Here is a 22,467-nt window from a genome sequence, read left to right as displayed (position 1 = left end):
TCGGTGTCAAGACAGAGGCCATGACAGAGTTCGCCAGTCACCTCGACAAGCTCGAGGACGCGCTGCGGAAGAGCGCCGACATGGTGGGCAGCTGTGTGGCGGATCCCGGCATCTTCGGCATCTTCGGCGGCCAGATCTACGGTGCCGGCGCGAGCATGCACTGCGGGAAGGCGCGGGACCACCTGAACAAGTATTCGGAAAACGTGAAGGAGTTCTCCGACAGGGTGCGCGAGGCCGCGAAGAAGTACGACGCCAATGAAGCGGAAACGGAGAAGCTGATCAACACGGCGGGCGAAGGCATCGAGGAGGTGAAGGTCAAGTGAGCGACGAGTACCACAGGGGCGACTTCGGGAACGGCAGCGGCACCAAGGCCGAAGACTTCAAGGACGAGAAGAACAACTTCCTAGCGGGCAGCGGCGACACCGCGGGAGCGGGCTTCTTCGATTCGGCGTTCGCGCTGAAAAAAGCCGTCGACTCCGGCGACCAGCTCAGCGTCGGCCTGGCCTCGGCCGGGATGGCGATCGAAATCCTCGGCATGGTCGTCGATCCGATCGGGTCGTTGCTCACCGCCGGGATCGGCTGGCTGATCGAGCACATCGTCATCTTCCGCTGGCCACTGGACTTCCTGCTGGGTGACCCGAAGGGCATCGAGGCGGCCAAGACGGCGATCTACAACGAGGGCAAGGCCGTGAAGGAGTGGTCGGACGACCACGCGGCCGCCACCAAGAGGTTCATGGAGCAGTGGGACGGCGAGGCCGCCGACCGCTTCCGCTCCGACATGGAGGGCGTCACCGCCCAGATCGACGCGCTGTCGGAGTACCTGAATCTCGCCGGCAAGCAGATGGGGATTGCAGGTGCCATCATCGGCGCCGTCCGCGGGATCGTCCGCGACATCATCGCCATGACTTTGGCGGGCATCCTCAAGGCCGCGATCGTGGCGGTGGCGCTCGCGCCCGTCACTTTCGGTGGTTCGATCATCGCGGCGATCACCTCCATCATGACCACGGTCGGCGTGGCGATCGCCAAGATCGCCAAAGCCATCGCCGACTGCGCCAAGAGGCTCGGCGAGATGATCAAGATTCTCGCCAAGACGCGCGGGGCGGCCGACGATGTCGTCAAGCTGACGCTCAGTGGCGGCAAGGTCAAGCTGCCCCAGCCGAAACCCAAGCCCAACCCCGGCGCGCACCCGATGCCCGGCGGCAAGAAGCCGATCGAAGGCCCGCCCGGCAAACCGGCCGACGGCACTCCGGACGGCGGGAAGCCCGAGGTTCCACCGGGCGGCAAGCCGGAGAAGCTCAGTGACATGCCACTCAGGGTCGTGCGCGAGAAGCTGACGAAGTCGCTGGAGAAGCTGTCCAAAGAAGACCGAGAAGCCATTCTGGGGAAATTCGACTACTGGAACGCCTTCCCGATCGGCGACCTACACAGGAAGTACCCCAAGGTCGCGGACGCTCTCGAGAAGACGGTCAAGGTGCTCAGCGACCCGACTTACGGCGCGTCGGGCATGGCCGGGAAGACCATCGTCGAGCTAACGAAGAACATCCCTCCGGCCGCGAACGAAAAGCCACCTGAGGGCGACAAGTGACCCGATAGGCGCCGAGCCCGGCGCGGATGTCCACACAGGACTCCCGCGCTGGGCTTTCTCTCTCGTCTCGCTCGACACCGAGCAGATTCGGGCTACAGCCGGGCGGTGCGCGCGTCGGTGAGCACCTTCGATGATGTGCGGCTCGCCCCGGCAGTCGAGGTATCGGCGTTGCTCTACCCGAAGATGAAGGTCGAGATCGAGACCTACGCAATCCGCGCCGATCACCTCCCGAACGAACCGACCAGTGTTTCGGGAGCCTCGCGGGTGGCGTAGAGCTTCCAGAAGGCCTCGGCGAAGACGTCCGGGTGGATCACCTCGGGTTCGAAATCCAGCGGGCCCGCCGTCAGCGTCCGATGTGGAACGCTGCCCTCGATCAGCGCGCCGACATTGACCGCTCCCACGTAGACGCCCTTCTCGGCGAGCACCGAGTTCAGGTTGTGGAAGTAGTTCCGCAGCGCGGCCTGTGCCATCCCCGCGTTGCCGAGGAACGGCGCCGGGTGCAGCCCGGATTGCCCGGCGGTGAACAGGATCGCGCCGTCGCCGCGTTCGGTCATGGCCGGCAGCACGGCCCGCACCAGCGCCACCGCGGACACCACGAACCGGTCGAGGATCAGCCGCAGGTTGTCCGGATCGACGTCGAGCACCGGCGCGATGCCCTCGCCCATGTTCCCGCCGCCGGGGTTGAAGGCGACCGCGTCGATCCGGCCGATGGCGGCGACGGCGGTCGCGATCTGAGCGGGTTCGTAGACGTCGGCGACGAACCCGCTCGCTTCGATGCCGTCACGGTCGAGTTCGGCGACGAGCGCGTCGAGGTTTTCGGTGGTCCGCGCGACGAGGGCGACGCGGAAGCCCTCGCGGCCGAAGCGGCGGGCGAGCGAGAGCCCCAGCACCGGTCCGGCGCCGAAGATCGCGAGCGTCTTGGTCATGTGTCCTCCCAGAAGGGTCAAGTTGAGGGTGACCTCAACTTGTTCGAAGGTACACACAACTTGAGGCCACCTTCAACTTGGCTAGGATGTCGTCATGCCCAAACCCCTGCGGAAGGACGCCCAGCGCAACCGGGACCTGCTGGTCGAGGCCGCCAGGGGGCTCTACGCGACGCGCGGCCTCGACGTCGCGCTCGAAGAGATCGCCAAGACCGCCGGGGTCAGCATCGGCACGCTCTACAACCACTTCCCCCGGCGCGCGGATCTGGTGAGCGCGGTGTTCGCCGACCGGACCGAGACCGTCGTGAGCATCGCCGAACACGCGCTGAGCCTCGACGACGCGTGGGCCGGGTTGACGTCTTTCGTGGAACGGATCTGCGAGCTGCAGGCGGCCGATCGCGGCTACAACGAGCTGGCTTCCACCCGGCCGCCGCAGACCGGCGATCACGAACGCGGGTACGAACTGATGACCCGCGTCGTCGACCGCGCCAAGGAGAGCGGGGCGCTGCGCCCCGACTTCACCCTCGAGGACATGGCCTTCGTGACCTGGGGAATCGCGCGCACCGTGGAGGCGACCGGCCACGTCCGGCCGGAGGTCTGGCGCCGCCATCTCGCCCTGCTTTTCGACGGGATGCGCACTTCCGCCGCGAGCCCGTTGCCGGAACCGCCGCTGGGCCGCGAAGAGCTGGCGCGGCTCATGGGAAATTGCGACTGAAAGCAGGCAACCCCCAGCCCCTCCGGAACGTGTTTCCCGCGAGAGGGGAGATTCGATGAAGACGAAACTGCTGCTTGTTGCCCTGGTGGGGGCCCTGTTCACGACGGCGGCCTGTTCCGGCGAGCCGACGGCGGCACCGGCCACGGTCACCGTCACGCCGCCGTCCTCGGCCGCGGCGTCGGGACCGGCTTCGCCCGCCGCGCCGGACACCAAGACCGTCGCGTGGCTCGACGGGGTGTGCGGCGCGGTGTACGGCTTCCTGAAGGCCAGCAACGACTACGCGACCAAACAGCCGTCGGAGACCGACGTGACCCGCGCCTCGCTGAAGGAAGAGCTCGGAATCCGCGCCGGATTCGCGGGCAAGGCCGTCGACGAGCTGACCACGCTGCCCCCGTCGCCGATTCCCGGCGGTGACGCGGTGCGGAAGTCCCTTGTGGACCGCTACACCGCGGCGAGGGACGCGGCGGCCGCCGGGAAGCAGCGACTGGAGAACTCCGGGAACCGGGCGGCCATGGACGCCGCGATCGAGGCGATGAACGCCACCCAGAAGCCGCTCTCGGAAACTCCTGATCTGATGCCGTCACTCAAGATCGAGACCCAGGAGCTGATGGCCGCCGCCGCGGCCGCCAAGAAGTGTGTTCCCGCCTGACCTCAGCCGGGCGGGGTGAACCCGGGCGGCATCACCATCGGCCGCCCGGTGTTCAGCCCGCCGTCCACGAGAACGGAAGTCCCGGTCAGATAGGCGAAGTCCGCTGACGCCAGCGCGAGCACGGCCGAAGCGATCTCCGTGGCCTCCCCCATCCTCGGCAGGCCATGGACGTTCAGCGGGCCCCAGGCCTGCTTGAACCGCGCCCACTGGTCGTCCGGGATACCCGGCGGGCGCACCAGCCGGGTGTCGGTCGTACCAGGGTCGATCGCCAGCACCCGGATCCCCTTGGCGCCGTAGTCCAGCGCGGCCGCGCGCACCAAACCCTGCACGGCGCGTTTGCTCGACGTGTAGGCGGCGTGCCCCGGCCTGGTCTGTTCGGCCTGCGCGGACGCGGTGCAGACGATCACCCCGCCACCCGCCTTCAGCAGATGCGGCACCTCGTACTTGATCGAAAGGAACACGCCGCGCGCGTTGGTGCGCTGGACGTCCTCCCATTCGTCGATCGTGATCTCGTGCAGCGGTTTGCCAAGGTGGATCCCGGCGTTGTTGAACGCGATGTCGAGCCTGCCGTACCGGCGGGCGACCTCGTCCACGAACGCCTGGACCTGTTCGGGCACCCGGACATCCGCCTTGAGGTAGGTCGCTTCCCCGCCCGCTCGCCGGATCTCCCGCTCGACCTCTCGGCCGAGTTCTTCGCGCCTGCCGCAGAAGCCGACTTTCGCGCCCGCCGCGGCGAAGGCGAGGGCCGCCGCCCTGCCGATCCCCGAGGTCGCCCCGGTGATGATCACGACCTTGCCCGCGAACCGTCCCTTGCTTCGCTGGGCCTCCTGCGCCGTCGCGGTATTCGCGGCCAGCATCGCCACACCGGCCGCCGCCGCGCCGCCGAGCACCGCGCGCCTGCCCACTGCCTCGCCCACAGTCCCTCCAGATGGATAGTTTTACTTCCCGAAACAGAAAGTAGAACTATCCATCTGAGAGAACTCTCAAGAACCGATCTCCGGGGTGATCCCGCCCGCCGCGGCGAGCGCGCGATGCAGGGCGAGCTCCGCCGTCGGCCCTTCGGCCAGCACGATCCCGGTACAGGACCGCTGATCCGTGAGGTGCCGGAGCTCGTCACCGGGGCTCGCCGTCGGATACCACTCCGGCGCGCCGGGCAGGCCGGACAGCCGGTCGAGCCCCGACCAGCCCTTCAGCACGCCTTCCGTGGCCGGGTAGGACAGGACGAACCCGATGCCCGGCCCCTCGCCGAGGTTCTGGGTGAGCAACGCGGGTTCCTCACCGAGCGCCATCGAGATCATCGCGGAATAGACGTTGGTGCCCAGCGACCGGCACAGCGCCTCACCGACCATCGCCCCGCCGATCCGGATGTTGATCTCGACCACCTCCGGCCCGTCGGCGGTGAGGACGAATTCGGTGTGCGCGAAGCCTTGTTCGTGTCCGGCGGCCTTGAGCACCTGGCCGATCCAGCCGGCCAGTTCGGCTCGCTCGGGGTGCGGGAAGGCCACCGGGAACGCGGCGGCCTCCTCGCGGCGCACGGGTTCCGGCGACAACTGACGGGAGAGGATCCCGAGCAGCCGGGTCCGTCCTTGCCAGGTGACGGTTTCCGCGCTGTACAGCGGCCCGGCGAAGTAGGGCTCGGCGATCAGATGCCCCTTGAGCGGCGTGTCCTTCGCTTCCAGCCTGGCTCGCTCGAGTTCGGCCGCGTCGCGCACGAGCCATACTCCGCGTGACGACGTTCCCGAGGAATCCTTGACCACCAAAGGAAACCCGAGCTCTTCGGCGACCATGACCGGTACCGGACGGCCGCGGGTGAGCCCGTGTTCGTACAGCAGATCGCGCACCGCGCCCTTGTCCCGCAGCACACGGACGGCCGCCGCGTCGGGGCCGGGCAGGCCGAGCCGGGCGGTGAGTTCCGCGCCCGGCAGTGCCCAGGTGTCGGTCGAGTTGATGATCCCGGCGAGGTCCGGGATGGCACGCAACGCGGCTTCACAAGCGGTGATGTCGGTGGTGTCGATGTCGACGACCTCGACCCTGCCCGGGGCGAGCGCGCCGAGTTCGTAGCGGTAGATGTCCCGGTTTCCGGTGAACAGCACCAGCTTCCGCCCGGCCTCCGCCGCCGCGTCGGCCAGCCTGCCAAGGCCGAAGGTGAGTGCTTCCAACAGGACGACGCTCATGACGCCCGCTCCTTCCCGTACAGCGGCTGTGTGGGTATCCCGAATCGGCGGCGGCGCCAGTCCATCGCCGCCCACGGCGGTGTCAGGTCGTCCAGTGACGCGATCTCGCGCGGCGCGAGGCCCGCCGGGTCGAGTGCCTCTCGATGCCGGGCGAAGACCCTTGCCGTGTAACGATGTCCGGTGTCGGCGCCGATCACGACATGGGTCCGGTCCGGATTCCGGGCGGCCTCCCAGCCGGCGACGAGGTACGCCGCGCCGGTGGAGAGCCCGGCGAACACGGCGTGTTCGCGCATCAGGCCGACGGTCGCGGCCATCGCGTGCACGAAGTCCAGCCAGTGGATCCGGTCGTACAGTTCGTGATCGACGTTGTCGAACGGGATGGCCGAACCGATCCCCGCGATGATCGCGTCCGGATCGGTGAACCGTTCGCTGCCGAAGGTGACGCTGCCGAACGGCTGGACCCCGGTCAGGCGGACGTCCGGATCACGTTCGCGCAGCGACCGCGCGATCCCGCCGGTCGAGGCGCCGGTGCCGACACTGCCGACGACGGCCAGCGGCCCGGACGGCAACGCGCGGGCGACGAGGTCGGCGACTTCGCCGTAGCCCAGGTAGTGCACAGGATCGTGGTATTGGCGCATCCAGTGCATGTCCGGATGACGCTCCAGCAGTTCTCGTACCCGCGCCACGCGGCGCCGCTGGTCGAGCCGGAGGTCCTCCGACGGCGGCATCTGGTCCACCGTCGCGCCCAGGATCTCCAGCTGGGAACGCATGGTGAGATCGACGGTGGTGGACGCGACGATATGGCAGCGCAGACCGTGGCGGTGACAAGCCATCGCCAGCGCGAGCGCGTAGATCCCGCTGGAACTGTCGATCAGCGTCTGTCCTTTTCGGACGATGCCGTCGGCGAGCAGCGAGCGGACCGCGCCGAGCGCCGCGTAGACCTTGAGGGTTTCGAACCGGAGGAGTACGACGTTGGGCGCGAGCCGGATCAGTGCCGGGGTCTTGATCGCGTCCGTGACGTGCTCGTGAACCAGTGGGACCGTCTCGACGGGCATCGCGGTCACCGGCCGATCGAGCGCAGGTAGGCGGCCAGCGACTCGGCGCCTCGCGCGTTACGCGGGCCGCTCACGAGGTCGCCGTAGGAGATGACGTGGAACCGGTTGTCCCGCACCGCCGGCGTGTTCTTCAGCTGAGGGGCGGATTTGACGAAGGCGATCTTGTCCTGGGCGGGCTGATCGGCGTAGTCCACGACGACGATCACCTCGGGCTCGGCCTTCACCACCGCTTCCCAGCCGACGCTGCCCCAGCCGTCCTGGAGGTCGAGGAAGACGTTCGTACCGCCCGCCGCGTCGATGATGTCGTTGGGAGCGGCGTGTTTCCCGGAGGTGAACGGCTGGTCGGTGCCGGAGTCGTAGACGAACACCTTGGCGGGTGGGGTCTTCGGCGTCCCGGCGCGGACCTTGTCGAAGCGTCCCTTGAGTTCCGCGACCAGTTCGTCGGCCCGCTGCCGGACGCCGAAGATGTCGCCGAGGTTGCGCAGATCGGTGTAGAGCGCCTCCAGCGGGGTCACCTCGGCCTTCGCGGTGGGATATTCCCAACAGGTCTCGGTGTGCAGATAGCTGCGGATGCCGACCTGGTCGAGCAGCTTCGGGGTGATCCCCCGTTCTTCGCTGAACCCCGAGTTCCAGCCCGCGATCACCCAGTCGGCCTTGGCGTTGACGAGGATCTCGCGGGTGATCCGCGAGGTGCCGAGCCGTTCGACCCGCGCGTAATCGTCCTTCCACGGTGATCCGGCGATCGACGGGTCGCCGAGCGAGTTCATGACGTAACCCCGCATCCGGCCGGCGAGGCCGAGCGCGAACATCTTCTCGGCACCGGAGACGTCGTAGGCCACCGGACGCTGCGGCGCCGGGAAGGTGACCTGCGCGCCGCAGTTGGTCACCGTGGCCTGCGCTGCCGCGGCCGGTCCGGCCTCGACCTGGGCACCGCAGGCACTCAAAAGCAGTGCCGCGGCGAAGAGCGCGGTCACCCTGGACGGCTTCATCGTGAGATCCCCTCGGTTTCTTCGGCGGGAAGGTCGTAAAGCAGCTGGAGCGCACCGGTCACGGGATGGGTCACCTGGGTGACCTCGACGCCGAACACCGCGCGGACCGTTTCGGGTGTGAGCACCTCGGCCGGGGTGCCGCAGGCGGCAAGGGAGCCGTCGTGCAGTAACGCGATCCGGTGACAGACGGCGGCGGCGAGGTTCAGATCGTGCAGCGCGACGAGCACGGTGAGCCCGCAGTCACGCAGGAACTTGAGCAGTTCCACCTGGTGGCGGACGTCGAGATGGTTGGTCGGCTCGTCGAGGACGAGCACCTCGGGCTCCTGGACGAGCGCCCTCGCCACCAGGGCCCGCTGGCGCTCACCGCCCGAGAGCGTCAGCACGCTGCGCTGGGCCAGGTGGGTGATGTCCAGGCGCCGCAACGCTTCCCGGCACAACGCGCGTTCGCGAGCCGAGAGCCGGAGATTGCCGCGCTGATGCGGTGAGCGGCCGAGCGCGACGACCTCCTCGACGGTGAAGTCCAGATCCGCGCGGCTGTCCTGGGTGAGCGCGGCGATCCGGCGTGCGGTGTCGCGCAGGCCCTGTTCCGCGAGGTCGGCGCCGTCGAGCAGGACCGCACCGCCGGACGGCGCCAAGGCCCGGTAGACGCAGCGCAACGCGGTCGACTTGCCGCTGCCGTTGGGCCCGAGCAGGCCAACGACCTCGCCCGCGCCGACGTCCAGGTTCAGCGCGCGGATCAACGTCGACCCGGCCACCTCGACCGACAGTTCACGCAGCGACAACATCAGCGGCCCCCGAACGCGTAGCCGCGGCGCCGCATCACCACGAGGAACACCGGGACTCCGATCAGCGCGGTGATCACGCCGAGCGGCAGTTCCTCCGGCGCGACGAGGGTGCGGGCGAGCAGATCGACCCACACCAGGAAGACCGCGCCCACCAGCGGCGCGAGCGCGAGCACACGGCGGTGCCCCGAACCGGCGACCATCCGCACCACATGCGGCAGCACCAGCCCGACGAACCCGATCGATCCGCTCACCGCCACCAGCAACCCGGTGACGATCGCGGTGAGCAGGAAAAGCCAGCGGCGCAACGCGGCGGCGTCGGTGCCGAGGCTCATCGCGGTCTCGTCGCCCATCGACAGGACGTCGAGCGCGGTGCCGTAACGCAGCAGGACCACGATCGCGACCACCACCCCGAGCGCGGCCAGCGGCAAGGACGCCCAGGTCGCCGCGCCGAGGCTGCCGAGCAGCCAGAACAGCACGGTCTGCGCGGCCTGACCGTTCGGCGAGAGGTAGACGAGCACGCTCATCACCGCCTGGAAGGCGTAGGTGAGCGCGACCCCGGTAAGCACGAGACGCAGCGGTGTCAACCCGAATTTGCTGCGGGCGGCGAGGTAGACCAGCGCTGTCGCGCACAGTGCCCCGAGGAACGCCGCCGTCGACAGCGCCAGCACGCCGAGTCCGGCGAACAGGCCGAACACCACGACCGCGGCGGCACCGACCGAAGCGCCGGAGGAGATCCCGAGCACGAACGGATCGGCGAGGGCGTTGCGCACCAGCGCCTGTACCGCGACCCCGACCACCGCGAGCCCCGCCCCGACCACGGCCGCGAGCAGCACGCGCGGGGTGCGGACCTGCCAGACGATCGAGTACCCGGTGACCTCGTCGGCGGAAATGGTGCCGCCGGTGATCGCCTTTCCCAGGTAGCGCAGCACATCCGGGAGGGCGACGGTGGTCGGGCCGAGCGCGATGCCCGCGATCAGGGACAGCAGGAGCGCCGCGGCCAGCAGGATCACCGGGCCGGTGAGCCGGAGCGAACGGGCGGTCTCGTCGTCGGGCTCCGCGAAGAGGCGGAGAGACTCAGCCGTCACGTTCACCACGCACGATCAGGCGGCGCGCGTGATCATCGTAGGGCGAGCCGTCGAAGTCACCGAAGCACTCGACGCCGGTGAAGCCCGCCGTCTCGAACAGCGTCTTCAGTTCCGCGGCACTGTAGAGGAAGGACAGGATCGACGCCTGCCTGGCTTCGCCGCCGCGGACCAGCGTCCAGTCGGTCCTGAGCCGGGTCCAGTCGTCGAGAATGGTGTCGCGCATGAACACCGTCCCGCCGTCGATGTCGACCGCCTGCGGGCGGCCGACCCAACCGGCCAGCACCTCCTTGCCGAGCACGTCGATCAGCAGCCTGCCGCCGGGCGCGAGGCTGGTGAAGGCGTTACGCAGCACCGTGAGGTTGTCGCCGGGCTCGGTGAAGTAGCCGAACGACGTGTACATGTTGATGATCAGGTCGTACGCGCCCGGCTCGACGTACTCGAGCATGTCGGCCTGGATCAGTTTCGCGGCGACTCCCGCGTTCTCGCAGGCCTCACGCGCGCGTTCGAGCATGGCCGGACTGAGGTCGACGCCCGCCACGTCGGCACCCTTCTTCGCCAGCGGCACGACGTGGATCGCCGGGCCGCAGGCCAGATCGAGCACCTTCGTACCGTCGGTGACCTTGAGCAGCGGTGACGTGGCCATCAGGCGTTCGGCCTCGTCGGCCCGGCTGGGCGGGAACATCACGTCCGCGAAGCCGACCCACAGGTCGTCGTCCTCGTACCAGTGCATCTCTCTCCGCTCGCCCGGCCGCATGATTCAGCCCCACAAGTCGTCGAGAGGTGGTCCTCGGTTCCCGGCGTTCCGACCTTTCTCGTGGAGTGATCACGGGCGGTCGGTTGGCCACGCTGTGTGCACCGCTGTGAGCCAAGGTGTCGTCGGGTGAGCGGGGCGGTCCTGTTCGCCGGGGTGCCGGGGTGCCGGGGTGCTGGGGTGCTGGGGTGCTGGGGTGCTGGGGTGCCCGAACACGTAACTCGCCTGCTTGGAGCCCGCGCTCGGTGTTTCGGCTCCATGCACGCGAGTTCCGGTTCTGAGCACGCGGGTGCGGTGTCACGTCACCCTCTCGTCGCATTTAGTCGGCTAAATGCGGAGCTTCGCACGGTAGCCGTGTTTACCTGGTGATATCACTCTTCAGTGGTCAATGAACCTGGTTCATTGTTGCGTAAAATTACGAACACCTGTTCGAGCATTGTTTGGTATTATTGAGAGGTGTCCGAGACTTTTCTTCCTGAACTCCCGCAGGAGTTGTGGCGTGCCGGCAGGCTGGAGCTTGCCCATGGCGTGCAGCACACTCTGCAGGTGATCCGGATCGCCTCCGCCGCGTTGGGGCGGTTTGTGGCGGAGATCGAGTCTCGTGGCCCGAAAGATTTGTATGGCTACGGTTCGACGGCGTCGTGGCTTGCTGATGTGGCGGGGTTGACCCGGGGTGAGGCGGGCGCGATCGTGCGGCGCGCGATCGCGCTGAACCCGACCCGCGCACTTGATGGCACCGAGATCCCGGCGTTCGCTCCGGCGACCGCGGCGGCGGCTGCTGAGGGTGTGATCGGGGAGCATCGGATCGATCAGATCCTCGAGATTCTGAAGAAGATCCCGGCGGATACGGCCCCAGGGGACCGGGAGTACGCGGAGAAGATCCTGGCTGATCTTGCCCGGGAGGCAGGGCCGAAACAGCTCGGGAAGGCCGAGGGGAACCTGCTGGGCTGGCTCGACCCGGATGGCAAGGAGCCGAAGGATCCCGAACCCGCCCAGCCCACACGGGAAGTCAGCCTGGAACGCCGCAAGGACGGTTTCTGGAAACTCACCGGCCTCCTCGACGACGAGCTGGGTGCCCGCACCGCAGCCGTGCTCGACGCGTACGCCAAGCCACGCCCGGTCGATGAGTTCGGCCAGGCCGACCCGCGCACCAAGGCGGAGCGCCAGGGTGACGCCTTTGCCGAGATTTTGGATTTGGCGATCGCCTGCCCGGACCAGCCCGGCACCAGCGGGTACCGCACCCTGCTCCACGTCACCATCGGGCTCGACGAACTCAAGACCGGGATCGGGACCGCGTGCCTGGATTTCGTCGGCCAGATGACCGCCCGCGAAGCCCGACTGGCCGCCTGTGATTGCCTGATGTTGCCGGTCGTTCTCAGCGCCTCTGGGGAACCCCTCGATATGGGGCGGCTGCGACGGTTCGTCACCCCCGGGCAACGCCGGGCGTTGAACATCCGGGACCGGGGCTGCGCGTTCCCGGGCTGTCACCGGCAGCCGAAGCGCTGCCACGCCCACCACATCGATCACTGGGCCGATGGCGGCCCCACTGATCTACGGAATCTCACCCTGCTCTGCGGTTTTCATCACCGGCTGATCCACCACGGGGATTGGGAAGTCCGCATGGCTCCCGACGGGCTACCGGAGTTCACACCACCCCAGTATTTGGATCCGTTACGAAGACCCCGGCGCAACACCCTGCATCGCGCCGCTTAACCCTGCATGACCCGAGGAGCCCGCCAGCCACACCGGCGACGGGCCCCTCGGCATGCCCACAGACCAGTACCGAGCCACACGCCCCTATTCGGACGATGCGAAATCGGGCATCCTTTATGGACACTGTGTTGCCGCCCCCGCTGCTTCTCATGTCGCGAAAGTCGCTTTCGCGACACAGCGGGAACCAGCGGCCTCGACCAGACGCCCCAACAAGTCAAACGCGGCGGGCCCTGAGAGCTCAGTGTTGGGCTTGAGGAGCCTGGCATGCCACGCTCACCCAACGGCCGCTCCCAAACAGAGGACCAGCCCCACCGTAGCCACGCTCACACACCGGACTTGTTCGATCGAGTTCCAGCGCATCACCGGACCCGATCGGCCTGGCTCGCTAACATGCGGCACATGCCCATCAAACTCGAGAACGTCGGCATCACCGTTCACGACCTCGAAGCAGCGATCTCCTTTTTCGCCGACCTCGGCCTCACGGTCATCGGCCGTGACACGGTCAGCGGTGAGTGGACCGACACCGCCGTCGGCCTGGTCGGCAACCACGCCAAAATCGCGATGCTCCAGACTCCGGACGGCAACGGCCGCCTTGAGCTCTTCGAGTACATCCACCCCGACGCGATCGAGACGGAGCCGACCCGTCCCAACGAGATCGGCATGCACCGCGTCGCCTTCTCGGTCGACGACATCGACAAAGCTCTTGAGGTAGCCGCGAAACACGGATGCCATCCGCTTCGCGGCGTGGCCACCTACGAGGATATCTACAAGCTCACCTACCTCCGCGGTCCCAGCGGCATCCTCGTGATGCTCGCCGAGGAGCTGAAGAAGAACTGACGTCGAGCCGGAGGCGTCAGAGGCTTCCCTCCTCCGACTCCTCCGGCACCAGGGCCGCCAGCTCCCGCGCGACGCCCTCCACCGTGGGCGCAGCGAACAGCGACCGCAGCGGCAGCACGACGTCGTATCGCTGCCGCACCGTCTCCAGCATCCGGGTCGCGCGCAGGCTGTCCCCGCCGAGCGTGAAGAAGTTCTGCCGCCGTCCGACGGTCTCGACCCCCAGCAGTTCCCGCCACAGTGCCGCCACCGCCTGTTCCCACTCCCCTCGCGGCATCTCCGTGGCCTCGACAGGAGCCGGTGCCGCCAGCGAGGCAACCGCGGCCCGGTCGAGTTTTCCATTGGCGCTCAACGGGATCCGGTCCACCACGACGAGCCTGTCCGGGACCATGTGCGCGGGCAGCCGGGTACCGGCGTCGGCGAGCACAGCGTCCACATCGGACTCTCCGGTGATCACCGCGACGAGTCGCCGGTCCGCGCCCGTGCCGTGGACGGCGGCGACGGCTTGCGTGACGCCGGGGGCTTCGAGCAGTGCGGCCTCGACTTCGCCCAGCTCGATACGGTAGCCGCGGATCTTCACCTGCTGATCCCGCCGTCCCAGGAACTCCAGGGTGCCGTCGGGCCGGTATCGGCCGAGGTCGCCGGTCCGGTACCAGCGCGCGCCGCCGACCTCGACGAACCGGTCGGCGGTCAGGTCCGGGGCGCCGCGATAGCCGCGGGCGACCCCGGCGCCGCCGATCCACAGTTCGCCGGGCACCCAGTCCGGGCAGTCGCGGCCAAACTCGTCGACCACCCGGAAAGCCTGGTTGCGCAACGGTTTCCCGTACGGAATGGAGCGCCAGTCCGGATCGACCTCGGTCACCTCGGTGAAGTTCGACCAGATCGACGCCTCGGTGGCCCCGCCCAAGGCGACGAACCGGAGGTCGCCGGCCCGGCCGGGCAGATCGAGGCCGACCCAGTCGCCGGAGACCAGCACGAGCCGCAGCGAAGGCACCGAAGGCGCCACGACCAGCAACATGTCCAGCAGCGCGGGCACGGTGTTCCAGATCGTCACCCCGTGCTCGGTCACCAGCTCGTGCCAGCGCCGCGCGTCGCGGCGAGCGTCCTCGTCGATCGTGACGATGGCGCCACCCGCCGACAGCAGGCCGAACACGTCGTACACCGACAGGTCGAAGTCCAGCGCGGACACCGCGAGCACCCGGTCGTCCCGGCCGACGTCGAAGCGTGCGTTGATGTCGTCGATGGTGTTCAACGCCGCCCGATGGGTGATCTCGACGCCCTTCGGCTCGCCGGTCGAGCCCGACGTGAAGATCACGTACGCCAGCTCGTCGGGATCGGGGACCGCCGGGGTGGAAAGCGGCGCGAACGACATCGCGGCCGACGGCACGACGGCGACGGCCGTGCCGGCCCGCGACGTGTCATCGGTGATCGCCAGCCGGGCGTCCGCCAGCTTCAGGATGCGGTTGCGCCTGGCGGGCGGCTGGTCGACGCCGATCGGCACGTACGCGCAGCCCGCGGCGAGCACGCCGAGCACGGCGACGATCTGCTCCGGGCCCTTCGGCAGGACGACCGCGATCCGGTCGCCGGGCTTCGCGCCCTGGGCGATCAGCGCCGACGCCATCCGCAGGGCGCGTTCCGCCAGTTCGCCGTACGTCAGGCTCCCCACCAGCGCGACCCTGCCGGGGTCCGAAGCGGCTTGCCGGAAGAAGTCGGCGTGCAGGGCGCGGTCCGGCAGCGGGCCTTCCGTGGCGTTGACCGCCGCCCGCACCGACGCCTGCGCGGCGGGCAGCAGCTCCGCCACCGGGGCACGCCAGTCCTCGGTCGCCAGCAGGTCGATGAGCTTCAGGTACGCCTCGAACATCGCGTCGAGCAGCCCCGGCGGGAACAGTTCGTCGACGGCGTCCCAGTTGATCGCGATCCCGCCGTCGACCTCGGTGACCTGATGGTCGAGCCACACCTGCGGCGTCTGCGAGACACCCCAGACCTGATCGGCGAACAACCCGCCGGTATCGGCGGTGGCGAAGCCGAGCGCGCTCGTGAACACCACCGGCATGACGATCTCGGCATCACCAGTGGTCCGCGCGAGTTCTCGCCGCAGGTGTACCGCCGAGACGTCGCGGTGGTCCAGCGCCGCCCACAGTTCCTCCTGCACGCGGCGGACGCGATCCAGCCAGCCGTCGCCGCGCTCGGGCCGGTAACCGACGAGCAGCAGCGACGTGAAGTCGCCCATCACCCGGCCGATGTCCGGATGCACCTCGCGGCGGTCGAACAGCGTGAGGTTCAGGGTGAGGTCGGCGCGGGCGCTCCACCGGCCGACCACCTCGGAGAACGCGCTCAGCAGTACCGCGGACGGGGTCACGCCGTGCTCGCGTGCCAGATCGGTGATCCTCGACCACCGGCCTGCCTCGATGACGGCGGCGCGACGGCTGAAGCGCGGAACGCCGACCTCGGCCGGTTCCTTGGCCAGCGGCAATTGCGGCGCGGGCGGCAGCGTCGGCAGCTGCTCGTTCCAATACCGTTCCGCGGCCTCGGACGGTGGTGGCGTGGAGAGAACGTAATCGCGGAACGACATGTCGACAGGCGGCAGCTCGACGTCCGGGTTCTCGTACAGGGCGGAAAGTTCGGCGTAGAAGGTGAGGATGCTCAACGCGTCGAGCACCAGGTTGTCCATGCCGATCGCGAGCCTGGTCCGGGTACCTCGCCGTACCCCGCGAACCGTGAAGAGCGGCCAGGAAGACGGGTCGAACACCTGGTGCGACAACGACTCCCGCAGTGCCTCTGGCGGCTCGTCGGTCACTTCCACCGGCAGCCACGGCACTTCCGGCAAGATCCGCTGATCACCGTGCTCGTCGAAGATCGCGCGGAGCATTTCGTGCCGCCGGATCAGCTTGTCGAGCGCGATCTCCAGCCGTGGGACGTCAAGATCGTCGACGTCGTACTCACGATAGAAATGACAGCCGATACCGCCGAGGGTGAACCCGCTGTCGCGGCCGAGCCAGTAGGCGCGTTGCACCGGTGTCGGCGGGAACGGTTCGTGCCGGTTCGCCGGGTCCGCGACCAGCACTCCGCTGTCTACAGTGGACTTGTCGAGCGCGAGAGAAGCCGCGAAGTCCGCCAGAACCGGGGCGGCGAACAACGCGCTCAGCGAAACCCCGCTCAGGCCGTCGGAGCGCAGTCTGCCGATCAACCGCGTGGCCAGCAGCGAATCCCCGCCCAGCGCGAAGAAATCGTGCTCGCGGCCGATCTCGGACCCGGGCAGGATCTCGGCCCACGCGGCGGCGACCAGTCGTTCGATCTCACCTTCCGGGGCGGTGACCGAACGCTCGTCGCGGTGCTCGGCCAGCATCCGCCGTAACGCCGTGCGATCGATCTTTCCGTTTGCGGTCAGGGGAAACGCGTCGAGCGTGACGACGACGTCCGGCAGCATCGGCGTGGGCAGCCGTCGCGCGAGGAAGTCCGTGAGCCCCTCCGGAGTACCGACCACCGCGACGGCCAGCCGCCCGTCCTCGGTCACGACGGCGACGGCTTGGGACGCCTCGGGGTGTTCGGTGACCGCGGCTTCGATCTCACCCAATTCGATCCGGTGCCCGCGAAGCTTGACCTGATGATCGGCGCGGCCGAGGAAGTCCAGCGTGCCGTCCGGCAGGTACCGGGCGAGGTCACCCGTGCGATACCAGCGTGTGCCGTCGACCTCGACGAAGCGATCCGCCGTGCGGTCCGGATCGCCCCGGTAGCCGAGCGCGACACCGGCGCCGCCGATCCACAACTCGCCGGGAACCCAATCCGGCCTGTCCCGGCCGAGGCCGTCCACCACGCGGCAGACGACGTTGTCCAGCGGTGTCCCATACGGTACGCAAGTCCACTGTGGATCGACGGCCTCGACTTCGAGCACCGTCGAGTGGATCGCGGTCTCCGTCGTCCCGCCGAGACCGGCGAACCGGCAGCCCGGCGCGCGGGCGGCGAGCCTGCCGGGAAGATCCGTGGTGACGCGGTCGCCGCCGAGCAGCACCACTCGCAGTGGCAGCTTGTCGGTCACCAGCATCAGCATGTCCAGCAGGGCGGGGACGCAGTTGAGCACCGTCGCGTGATGCCGCCGCGCCAGCTCCGCCCAGACGGTCGCGTCCCGGCGGCCGGTGTCACGCGGGCAGATCACCGCGCCACCCGCCGACAGCGGACCGAAGATGTCGTACACGGAGAGGTCGAATTCCAGCGCGGACAACGCCAGCGTGCGATCCTCCGCGCCGATCTCGAAGCGGGCGTTGAGGTCGTCGATCGTGTTCGCCGCAGCACGATGTGAGATCTCGACGCCCTTCGGCTCCCCGGTCGAGCCGGAGGTGTAGATGACATACGCGAGTTCCGCGCCGAACTCGGGTCTCGCCAAGGGATCCCCGGACGAAGGGAGCGAGTCGAGTGCGAACCGGACGCCCGCCGACGAGAGAATGCGTTCGCGGCGCGCGGGCGGCTGGCCCACCCCGATCGGCACATACGCGCAGCCCGCCGCGAGCACCCCGAGCACCGCGACGACCTGCTCCGGCCCCTTGGGCAACGAGATCGCCACGAGGTCACCGGCCTCGGCTCCGCAAGAACGCAGATACCCCGCGACCTCCAGCGCCCGCGCGGAAAGTTCACCGTAAGTCATGACTCCATCGGTCTCCCACCACAACGCGGGAGCGCCGGGATTCGCCTCGGCGAGCGAGAAGAACGGTTCGTGCAGCGTATGCGCGGGCCGCTCGATCGTGGTGTCGTTGGCGACCGCGCGCACCTCGGCCTGAGACGACGGCAGCAACGGCGGTACCGGCTCCGACCAGGCCTCGGAACCGGCGAGCAGCCGGTCGAGCAACCGGCCGTAGGCGTCGAACATCGCCTGCGGGACACCGGGGACGAACGCGTCCTCGCGGACGTCCCAGTTCACCAGCAGACCGCCGTCGAGTTCGGTGACCTGCGCGTCCAGCCACACCTGCGGCCCCTGCGAGATGATCCAGACGGCGTCACCGAAACACTCGCGGACGTCGCGGGAGAACAACTCGCCCAGCCCGAGCGCGCTGGTATAGACCACCGGCGCGAGCACCTGTTCCCCGTGCGCCCGCGAAAGATCGCGCAGCACCTCGACACCCGAGTAGCCGGTGTAGGCGACGTCGGTGTGGAACCGGTCCTGCAGCCGCCGTGCCCGTTCGGCGAAGGTGCCCGGCACGCTTCCGTCCCACTCCAGCAGGACCGACGACGTGAAGTCGCCGACGAGGGCGTCCACGTCCGCGTGCAGCGGATCGCGGTCGAACAGCGGCAGGTTGAGCAGGAACCGGGGCTCGGCGCTCCACGCCGTCAGTGTCTCGGCGAACACCGCGGCCAGCGCCATGGCGGTGGTCAGCCCGTTCCGCCGGGCGCCGTTCTCCAAGGTCCGGACGTCGTCCGCGGTCAGCTTCCGGTGGTGCCGGGTCACCCGGGCGGTCTCGCCGAGCTGCCCGGCGACCGGCAGCTGCGGGGCGCCCGGCAGGGTCGGCAACCGGTCCCGCCAGTACTCCGCCCCAGCTCCCGCCCGGCGGCGCTCGGCCAGGTAACGCGGGTAGCTGTACTCCAGCGGCGGCAACGGCTCGCCCCGGTAGGCACGGGCGAGGTCGGCGAGCAGGACCCGCAGGCTCAGCGCGTCGGCCGCGACCATGTCGAGGTTGACGTGCGTCCGCGTGCGGCCTTCCGGCAGCAGCGACAATTGGACGTCGAACACCTCGCCCGCGCCGATGTCCATCCGGCGATGGGACAGCCGATCGCGAAGATCGTCCAGCACGGACAGGTCGGTGGCGTCACGGAAGTCGTGGACCCGCAGACCCGGCCAGCCACCCGGTTCGGCGATCCGCTGGGTGCCGTCGTCGTTGATCACCACCCGCAGCATCCCGTGCCGCGCGAGCACGGCGCGCACCGCCTGCTCCAGCCTGTCCGGCTCCACGCCGACGCCGTCGAATTCGTGGTAGAAGTGCGCCGCGACCCCGCCGAGCCGCTGCCCCGGCTCCCGGCCGACCCAGTAGGCGTGCTGCATCAGCGCCAGCGGGAAAGTACCCGATTCATCCACAGTGGACCGGCGTGCCGGTTCGGGTTCGGGAGTCTCGTCGGCGAGGAGTTTTTCCCACGCCGAAAGGGTCGGCGTGGTCACCAGGTCGGCGAACTTGACGTTCTTCCCGGCCTTCCGCCAGCCGCCTGCCAGCCGCATCATCGTGATCGAGTCCATCCCCAGCTCGATCAGGTTGTCGTCGGCGCCGATCTCGTCCAGTTCGAGCAGTTCGGCGACCTGCCCGCGCAGAGCTTCGAAAGACACGGAGAAGTCCTTTCTCACCAGGTGACGGGCATGGTCAGCGGCCCGCGGAAGAACGTCGCGGTCTTCCATTCGATCTCGCCCGCCTGCCGCAGGCCCGGCAGCCGGGTCAGCAGAGCCCGCAGGGCTTCCTGCAGTTCGATCCGGCCGAGCGGCGCGCCCACGCAGTGGTGGATCCCGTAGCCGAAGGCCAGATGTCCTTGGGCGTTCCGGTCCAGGTCGAGCTCTTCCGGTGCGGGGAACCGCGCGGCGTCCCGATTGGCCGCGCCGATCGACACGAGCACCGGCTCTCCCCGGCGTACCAGCGTTTCCCCGACTTCGACATCCTCGGACGGGTAATGCGCGAACATCGCGCTCGACGCCAGCGGGACGAACCTGAGCAGCTCCTCGACCGCGTCCGGGATCAGCTCCGGATCGGCGCGCAGACGCGCGAGCTGCTCCGGGTTCCGCAGCAGGACATGGAGGAAGTTCGGGATCTGCGACGCCGTCGCCTCGTAGCCGGCGACGAGCAGCGCGACACACAGCAGAATGAGGTCCTTTTCGGACAGTTCGTCGTCGGCGTCGCACGCCTCGACCAGCGCCGAGATCAGATCCTCGGTCGGTGCTTCCCGGCGCGCCGCGATGAGCCGCGTGAAGTAGCCTGCCAGCTCGCCGAGGTTGCGCTGCACCTCTTCCGGCGGGAGATCGGTGGCGAGCAGGGCGTCGTTCCACAGCCGGAACCGTTCGTGATCGCGCGCCGGCACCCCGAGCAGTTCGCAGATCACCGAAATCGGGATGGGCAGGGAGAAGTCCTTGACCAGATCCGCGGGCGCGCCGACGTCCTCCATCAGGTCGATCAGCTCGTTCGCCAGCCGCCGGACATGCGGCCGGAGCCGTTCGACCCGCTGCGGGGTGAACGTCTTCACCGCCAGCCCCCGGATCCTCGTCAGTTCCGGTGGGTCCATGGTCACGATCCCGCCGGGGATACGGGACAGCGTGCGCGGCGCGTCACGCCGGTGGGCCTCCGCCCGGCTGAAACGACGGTCGGCGAGGACCTGTTTGGCCTCCTCGTACCGGGTCACCAGCCAGGCGGGCTCGCCGAGCGGTAGTCGCACCCTGGTCAGTCCCGGCCGGTCGCGGGCGTCGGTGTAGCCGTCCGCGAGTTCCAGCCCGGTGAAGGTGTTGAAGGGATAGTCGAACGGCGTCATGAGCGGACCTCCTGTCCGAGTGCGGCGCGATCGACCTTGCCGAGGCCGGTGCGGGGAAAGGACTCGACGACGCGGACCCTGTCCGGAATCTTGAACGCGGCCACGCCGAGTCCGGTCAGATGCGCCACGAGATCGCGTCTGGTGGGCGGGGTGCCCTTGGGGATGACGAAGGCGCAGGTGCGTTCGCCCATCACGTCGTCGGGGACGCCGACGATCGCGACGTCGTGCACGCCGGGGTGGGTCAGCAGCAGGTTCTCGACCTCCTCGACCGGGACCTTGTCGCCGCCGCGGTTGATCACGTCCTTCACTCGCCCTTCGACGACGAGTTCACCGCCGGGCAGCCGCCGGACGAGGTCGCCGGAACGATAGAAACCGTCCTCGGTGAACGACTTCTTGTTGTGGTCGGCGGCCCGGTAGTAGCCGCGGATCGTGTACGGGCTGCGGACCTGCAGTTCCCCGACCTCGCCGTCGGCGACCGGGTTCCCGTCGCGATCGACCACGCGGACCTCGTCGTCCGGGCTGAGCGGACGCCCCTGGGTGCCGGTGATCAGCTCTTCGGGATCGTCGAGACCGGTGTAGTTGAGCAGCCCCTCGGCCATCCCGTACACCTGCTGGAGCCTGCAATCCAGACCGGTGCGGACCCGGCGCGCGGCCTCGTCCTTGAGCCGGGCGCCGCCCGCCTGGACCAGCCGCAGGCTGCTCAGCCGGACGCCGCTCTCCTCCGCCGCGTCCAGCCAGACCAGGACCAGCGGCGGTACGAGCGCGGTGGCGGTGATCTTCTCGCGCTCGATCAACCCGAAGGTCGTCTCGGGATCGGCCGTCGTGGTCAGCACCACCGTGCCGCCCGCCCAAAATGTGCCGAGGACGCCGGGACAGGCGAAGGCGAAGTTGTGCGCGGCGGGCAACGCGGCGAGATACCGGGTCCCGCCGTCGAATCCGGCCGCTTCGGCGCTGGCGCGCAGGTTGTAGTGGTAGTCGTCGTGGGTGCGCGGGATCAGCTTCGGCAGTCCGGTGGTCCCGCCGGACAGCAGGAGGACCGCGACATCACCGGGTTCCGGTTCCGGAATGTCCACAGTGGTCTCTCCGGCCAGTTCCCGGAACGCCGTGAACTCCTGAGGCTCCCCGACGATGAACACGTGCTCGACCCCGGTCAGCTTCCGCGCGAGCGGCCGATGGTCGAAGCCGCCGTGGACGTCCGGGGCGACATAAGCGACCGCTTCGGAGAGGTCGGCCAGATGCGTGATCTCGTTCTCCCGGTGCGGCGGAAGGGCCAGCACGGGCACGGCCCCGACCCGGAACAGGCCGAAGACCAGCGCCACGAACTCGGCGAAGTTCGGCAGGTGGACCAGGACCCGGTCGCCCCGGCCGATTCCCCTGCGGTGGAGGCCTCCCGCCACTTGCTCCGCCCAGGCGGCCAATTGTCGATAAGTCCACTTGCGGTCGCCGTCGACGAGTGCGACGCGCTCCGGCCACTTCGCGGCGCCGTCGGTGAGGATCGCGCCGAGCAGACGGCCCTGCCAGTACCCCTTGGCGCGGTAGCGGTCGGCGAACTCGGCCGGCCAGCCGGTGAAACCTTCCATGAACGGGTCCTTCGGAGAGTGAGTGAGTGAGTGACGGTGGCGGGTGGGTCGGGGTGGTGGGGGGGTGGGGGTTGAGGTGTTAAAGCGCAACGCCCACACCCACACCCCGGGACCGTCCACCCCCCCCCCGGCCCACCGGGC

At 68.9% G+C, this 22,467-nt stretch carries 17 protein-coding genes; 6 read left to right on the top strand and 11 right to left on the bottom strand.

Features of this window, described 5'->3' with window-relative positions; all coding sequences use genetic code 11:
- Positions 1–20 precede the first annotated feature (20 nt).
- Together ACZ5ZX_RS06980 and ACZ5ZX_RS06975 are read left to right on the top strand one after the other, a co-directional pair.
- Positions 21–323 carry a hypothetical protein gene (locus ACZ5ZX_RS06980; protein WP_465501095.1) on the top strand — a complete coding sequence of 101 codons (303 nt, stop codon included), beginning with the start codon at positions 21–23 and terminating at the stop codon, positions 321–323.
- Positions 320–1,585 (top strand): WXG100 family type VII secretion target, encoded by a 1,266-nt coding sequence (locus ACZ5ZX_RS06975; protein ID WP_465501094.1) that lies wholly within the window; start codon positions 320–322, stop codon positions 1,583–1,585. The genes ACZ5ZX_RS06980 and ACZ5ZX_RS06975 overlap by 4 nt, the downstream gene beginning before the upstream one ends.
- 221 nt (positions 1,586–1,806) lie before the next feature.
- Here the strand turns inward: ACZ5ZX_RS06975 and ACZ5ZX_RS06970 are convergent, their stop codons facing one another.
- Positions 1,807–2,511: an SDR family NAD(P)-dependent oxidoreductase gene (locus ACZ5ZX_RS06970; protein ID WP_465501093.1), complete on the bottom strand. Its 705-nt coding sequence runs from the start codon at positions 2,509–2,511 to the stop codon at positions 1,807–1,809.
- A 94-nt stretch (positions 2,512–2,605) separates the two neighbouring features.
- Between ACZ5ZX_RS06970 and ACZ5ZX_RS06965 the strand changes: the two genes are divergently transcribed.
- Positions 2,606–3,223: a TetR/AcrR family transcriptional regulator gene (locus tag ACZ5ZX_RS06965; protein WP_465501092.1), complete on the top strand. Its 618-nt coding sequence runs from the start codon at positions 2,606–2,608 to the stop codon at positions 3,221–3,223.
- 55 nt (positions 3,224–3,278) lie between these two features.
- On the top strand, positions 3,279–3,872 hold the full coding sequence (locus ACZ5ZX_RS06960) for a hypothetical protein (protein WP_465501091.1): 594 nt from the start codon (positions 3,279–3,281) through the stop codon (positions 3,870–3,872).
- Between the two features lie 2 nt (positions 3,873–3,874).
- Here the strand turns inward: ACZ5ZX_RS06960 and ACZ5ZX_RS06955 are convergent, their stop codons facing one another.
- The 7 genes from ACZ5ZX_RS06955 to ACZ5ZX_RS06925 form a co-directional block, all read right to left on the bottom strand.
- On the bottom strand, positions 3,875–4,789 hold the full coding sequence (locus tag ACZ5ZX_RS06955; protein ID WP_465501090.1) for an SDR family NAD(P)-dependent oxidoreductase: 915 nt from the start codon (positions 4,787–4,789) through the stop codon (positions 3,875–3,877).
- Positions 4,790–4,855: 66 nt separating this feature from the next.
- Positions 4,856–6,046, bottom strand: coding sequence for an ATP-grasp domain-containing protein (locus ACZ5ZX_RS06950; RefSeq protein WP_465501089.1), 1,191 nt, complete (start codon positions 6,044–6,046; stop codon positions 4,856–4,858).
- Complete coding sequence (locus ACZ5ZX_RS06945; RefSeq protein WP_465501088.1) at positions 6,043–7,101, bottom strand: cysteine synthase family protein; 1,059 nt, start codon at positions 7,099–7,101, stop codon at positions 6,043–6,045. Before ACZ5ZX_RS06945 ends, ACZ5ZX_RS06950 begins: the two co-directional genes overlap by 4 nt.
- A 5-nt stretch (positions 7,102–7,106) precedes the next feature.
- The gene (locus tag ACZ5ZX_RS06940) at positions 7,107–8,090 is read right to left on the bottom strand and encodes an ABC transporter substrate-binding protein (RefSeq protein ID WP_465501087.1); all 984 of its coding nucleotides are present in this window, start codon (positions 8,088–8,090) and stop codon (positions 7,107–7,109) included.
- Positions 8,087–8,875, bottom strand: coding sequence for an ABC transporter ATP-binding protein (locus ACZ5ZX_RS06935; protein WP_465501086.1), 789 nt, complete (start codon positions 8,873–8,875; stop codon positions 8,087–8,089). Before ACZ5ZX_RS06935 ends, ACZ5ZX_RS06940 begins: the two co-directional genes overlap by 4 nt.
- Positions 8,875–9,969, bottom strand: coding sequence for a FecCD family ABC transporter permease (locus ACZ5ZX_RS06930; RefSeq protein WP_465501085.1), 1,095 nt, complete (start codon positions 9,967–9,969; stop codon positions 8,875–8,877). The genes ACZ5ZX_RS06935 and ACZ5ZX_RS06930 overlap by 1 nt, the downstream gene beginning before the upstream one ends.
- Positions 9,950–10,690, bottom strand: coding sequence for a class I SAM-dependent methyltransferase (locus ACZ5ZX_RS06925; protein WP_465501084.1), 741 nt, complete (start codon positions 10,688–10,690; stop codon positions 9,950–9,952). The genes ACZ5ZX_RS06930 and ACZ5ZX_RS06925 overlap by 20 nt, the downstream gene beginning before the upstream one ends.
- Before the next feature lie 477 nt (positions 10,691–11,167).
- Between ACZ5ZX_RS06925 and ACZ5ZX_RS06920 the strand changes: the two genes are divergently transcribed.
- Together ACZ5ZX_RS06920 and ACZ5ZX_RS06915 are read left to right on the top strand one after the other, a co-directional pair.
- On the top strand, positions 11,168–12,424 hold the full coding sequence (locus ACZ5ZX_RS06920) for an HNH endonuclease signature motif containing protein (RefSeq protein ID WP_465501083.1): 1,257 nt from the start codon (positions 11,168–11,170) through the stop codon (positions 12,422–12,424).
- A 399-nt stretch (positions 12,425–12,823) separates the two neighbouring features.
- On the top strand, positions 12,824–13,261 hold the full coding sequence (locus ACZ5ZX_RS06915) for a VOC family protein (RefSeq protein ID WP_465501082.1): 438 nt from the start codon (positions 12,824–12,826) through the stop codon (positions 13,259–13,261).
- A 16-nt stretch (positions 13,262–13,277) separates the two neighbouring features.
- Here the strand turns inward: ACZ5ZX_RS06915 and ACZ5ZX_RS06910 are convergent, their stop codons facing one another.
- From ACZ5ZX_RS06910 to ACZ5ZX_RS06900, 3 genes are read right to left on the bottom strand one after another with little or no spacing between them, the layout of a single operon-like run.
- The gene (locus ACZ5ZX_RS06910) at positions 13,278–19,562 is read right to left on the bottom strand and encodes an amino acid adenylation domain-containing protein (RefSeq protein ID WP_465501081.1); all 6,285 of its coding nucleotides are present in this window, start codon (positions 19,560–19,562) and stop codon (positions 13,278–13,280) included.
- A 14-nt stretch (positions 19,563–19,576) separates the two neighbouring features.
- Positions 19,577–20,746: a cytochrome P450 gene (locus tag ACZ5ZX_RS06905; protein ID WP_465501080.1), complete on the bottom strand. Its 1,170-nt coding sequence runs from the start codon at positions 20,744–20,746 to the stop codon at positions 19,577–19,579.
- Entirely contained in the window at positions 20,743–22,326 is a 1,584-nt protein-coding gene (locus ACZ5ZX_RS06900) for a (2,3-dihydroxybenzoyl)adenylate synthase (RefSeq protein ID WP_465501079.1), read from the bottom strand. The genes ACZ5ZX_RS06905 and ACZ5ZX_RS06900 overlap by 4 nt, the downstream gene beginning before the upstream one ends.
- Positions 22,327–22,467 lie beyond the last annotated feature (141 nt).

It is taken from the genome of Amycolatopsis sp. NPDC033938, from assembly GCF_055575975.1.
Note: the sequence above shows the minus strand (reverse complement) of the source record. Positions and strands in the feature narration are given on the sequence as shown.

Coding starts and splice junctions, on each gene's coding strand:
- ACZ5ZX_RS06935 (WP_465501086.1), bottom strand. CDS start 8,875: ATGTTGTCGCTGCGTGAACTGTCGGTCGAGGTGGCCGGGTCGACGTTG.
- ACZ5ZX_RS06925 (WP_465501084.1), bottom strand. CDS start 10,690: ATGCACTGGTACGAGGACGACGACCTGTGGGTCGGCTTCGCGGACGTG.
- ACZ5ZX_RS06945 (WP_465501088.1), bottom strand. CDS start 7,101: ATGCCCGTCGAGACGGTCCCACTGGTTCACGAGCACGTCACGGACGCG.
- ACZ5ZX_RS06940 (WP_465501087.1), bottom strand. CDS start 8,090: ATGAAGCCGTCCAGGGTGACCGCGCTCTTCGCCGCGGCACTGCTTTTG.
- ACZ5ZX_RS06970 (WP_465501093.1), bottom strand. CDS start 2,511: ATGACCAAGACGCTCGCGATCTTCGGCGCCGGACCGGTGCTGGGGCTC.
- ACZ5ZX_RS06960 (WP_465501091.1), top strand. CDS start 3,279: ATGAAGACGAAACTGCTGCTTGTTGCCCTGGTGGGGGCCCTGTTCACG.
- ACZ5ZX_RS06915 (WP_465501082.1), top strand. CDS start 12,824: ATGCCCATCAAACTCGAGAACGTCGGCATCACCGTTCACGACCTCGAA.
- ACZ5ZX_RS06900 (WP_465501079.1), bottom strand. CDS start 22,326: ATGGAAGGTTTCACCGGCTGGCCGGCCGAGTTCGCCGACCGCTACCGC.
- ACZ5ZX_RS06905 (WP_465501080.1), bottom strand. CDS start 20,746: ATGACGCCGTTCGACTATCCCTTCAACACCTTCACCGGGCTGGAACTC.
- ACZ5ZX_RS06965 (WP_465501092.1), top strand. CDS start 2,606: ATGCCCAAACCCCTGCGGAAGGACGCCCAGCGCAACCGGGACCTGCTG.
- ACZ5ZX_RS06950 (WP_465501089.1), bottom strand. CDS start 6,046: ATGAGCGTCGTCCTGTTGGAAGCACTCACCTTCGGCCTTGGCAGGCTG.
- ACZ5ZX_RS06980 (WP_465501095.1), top strand. CDS start 21: ATGACAGAGTTCGCCAGTCACCTCGACAAGCTCGAGGACGCGCTGCGG.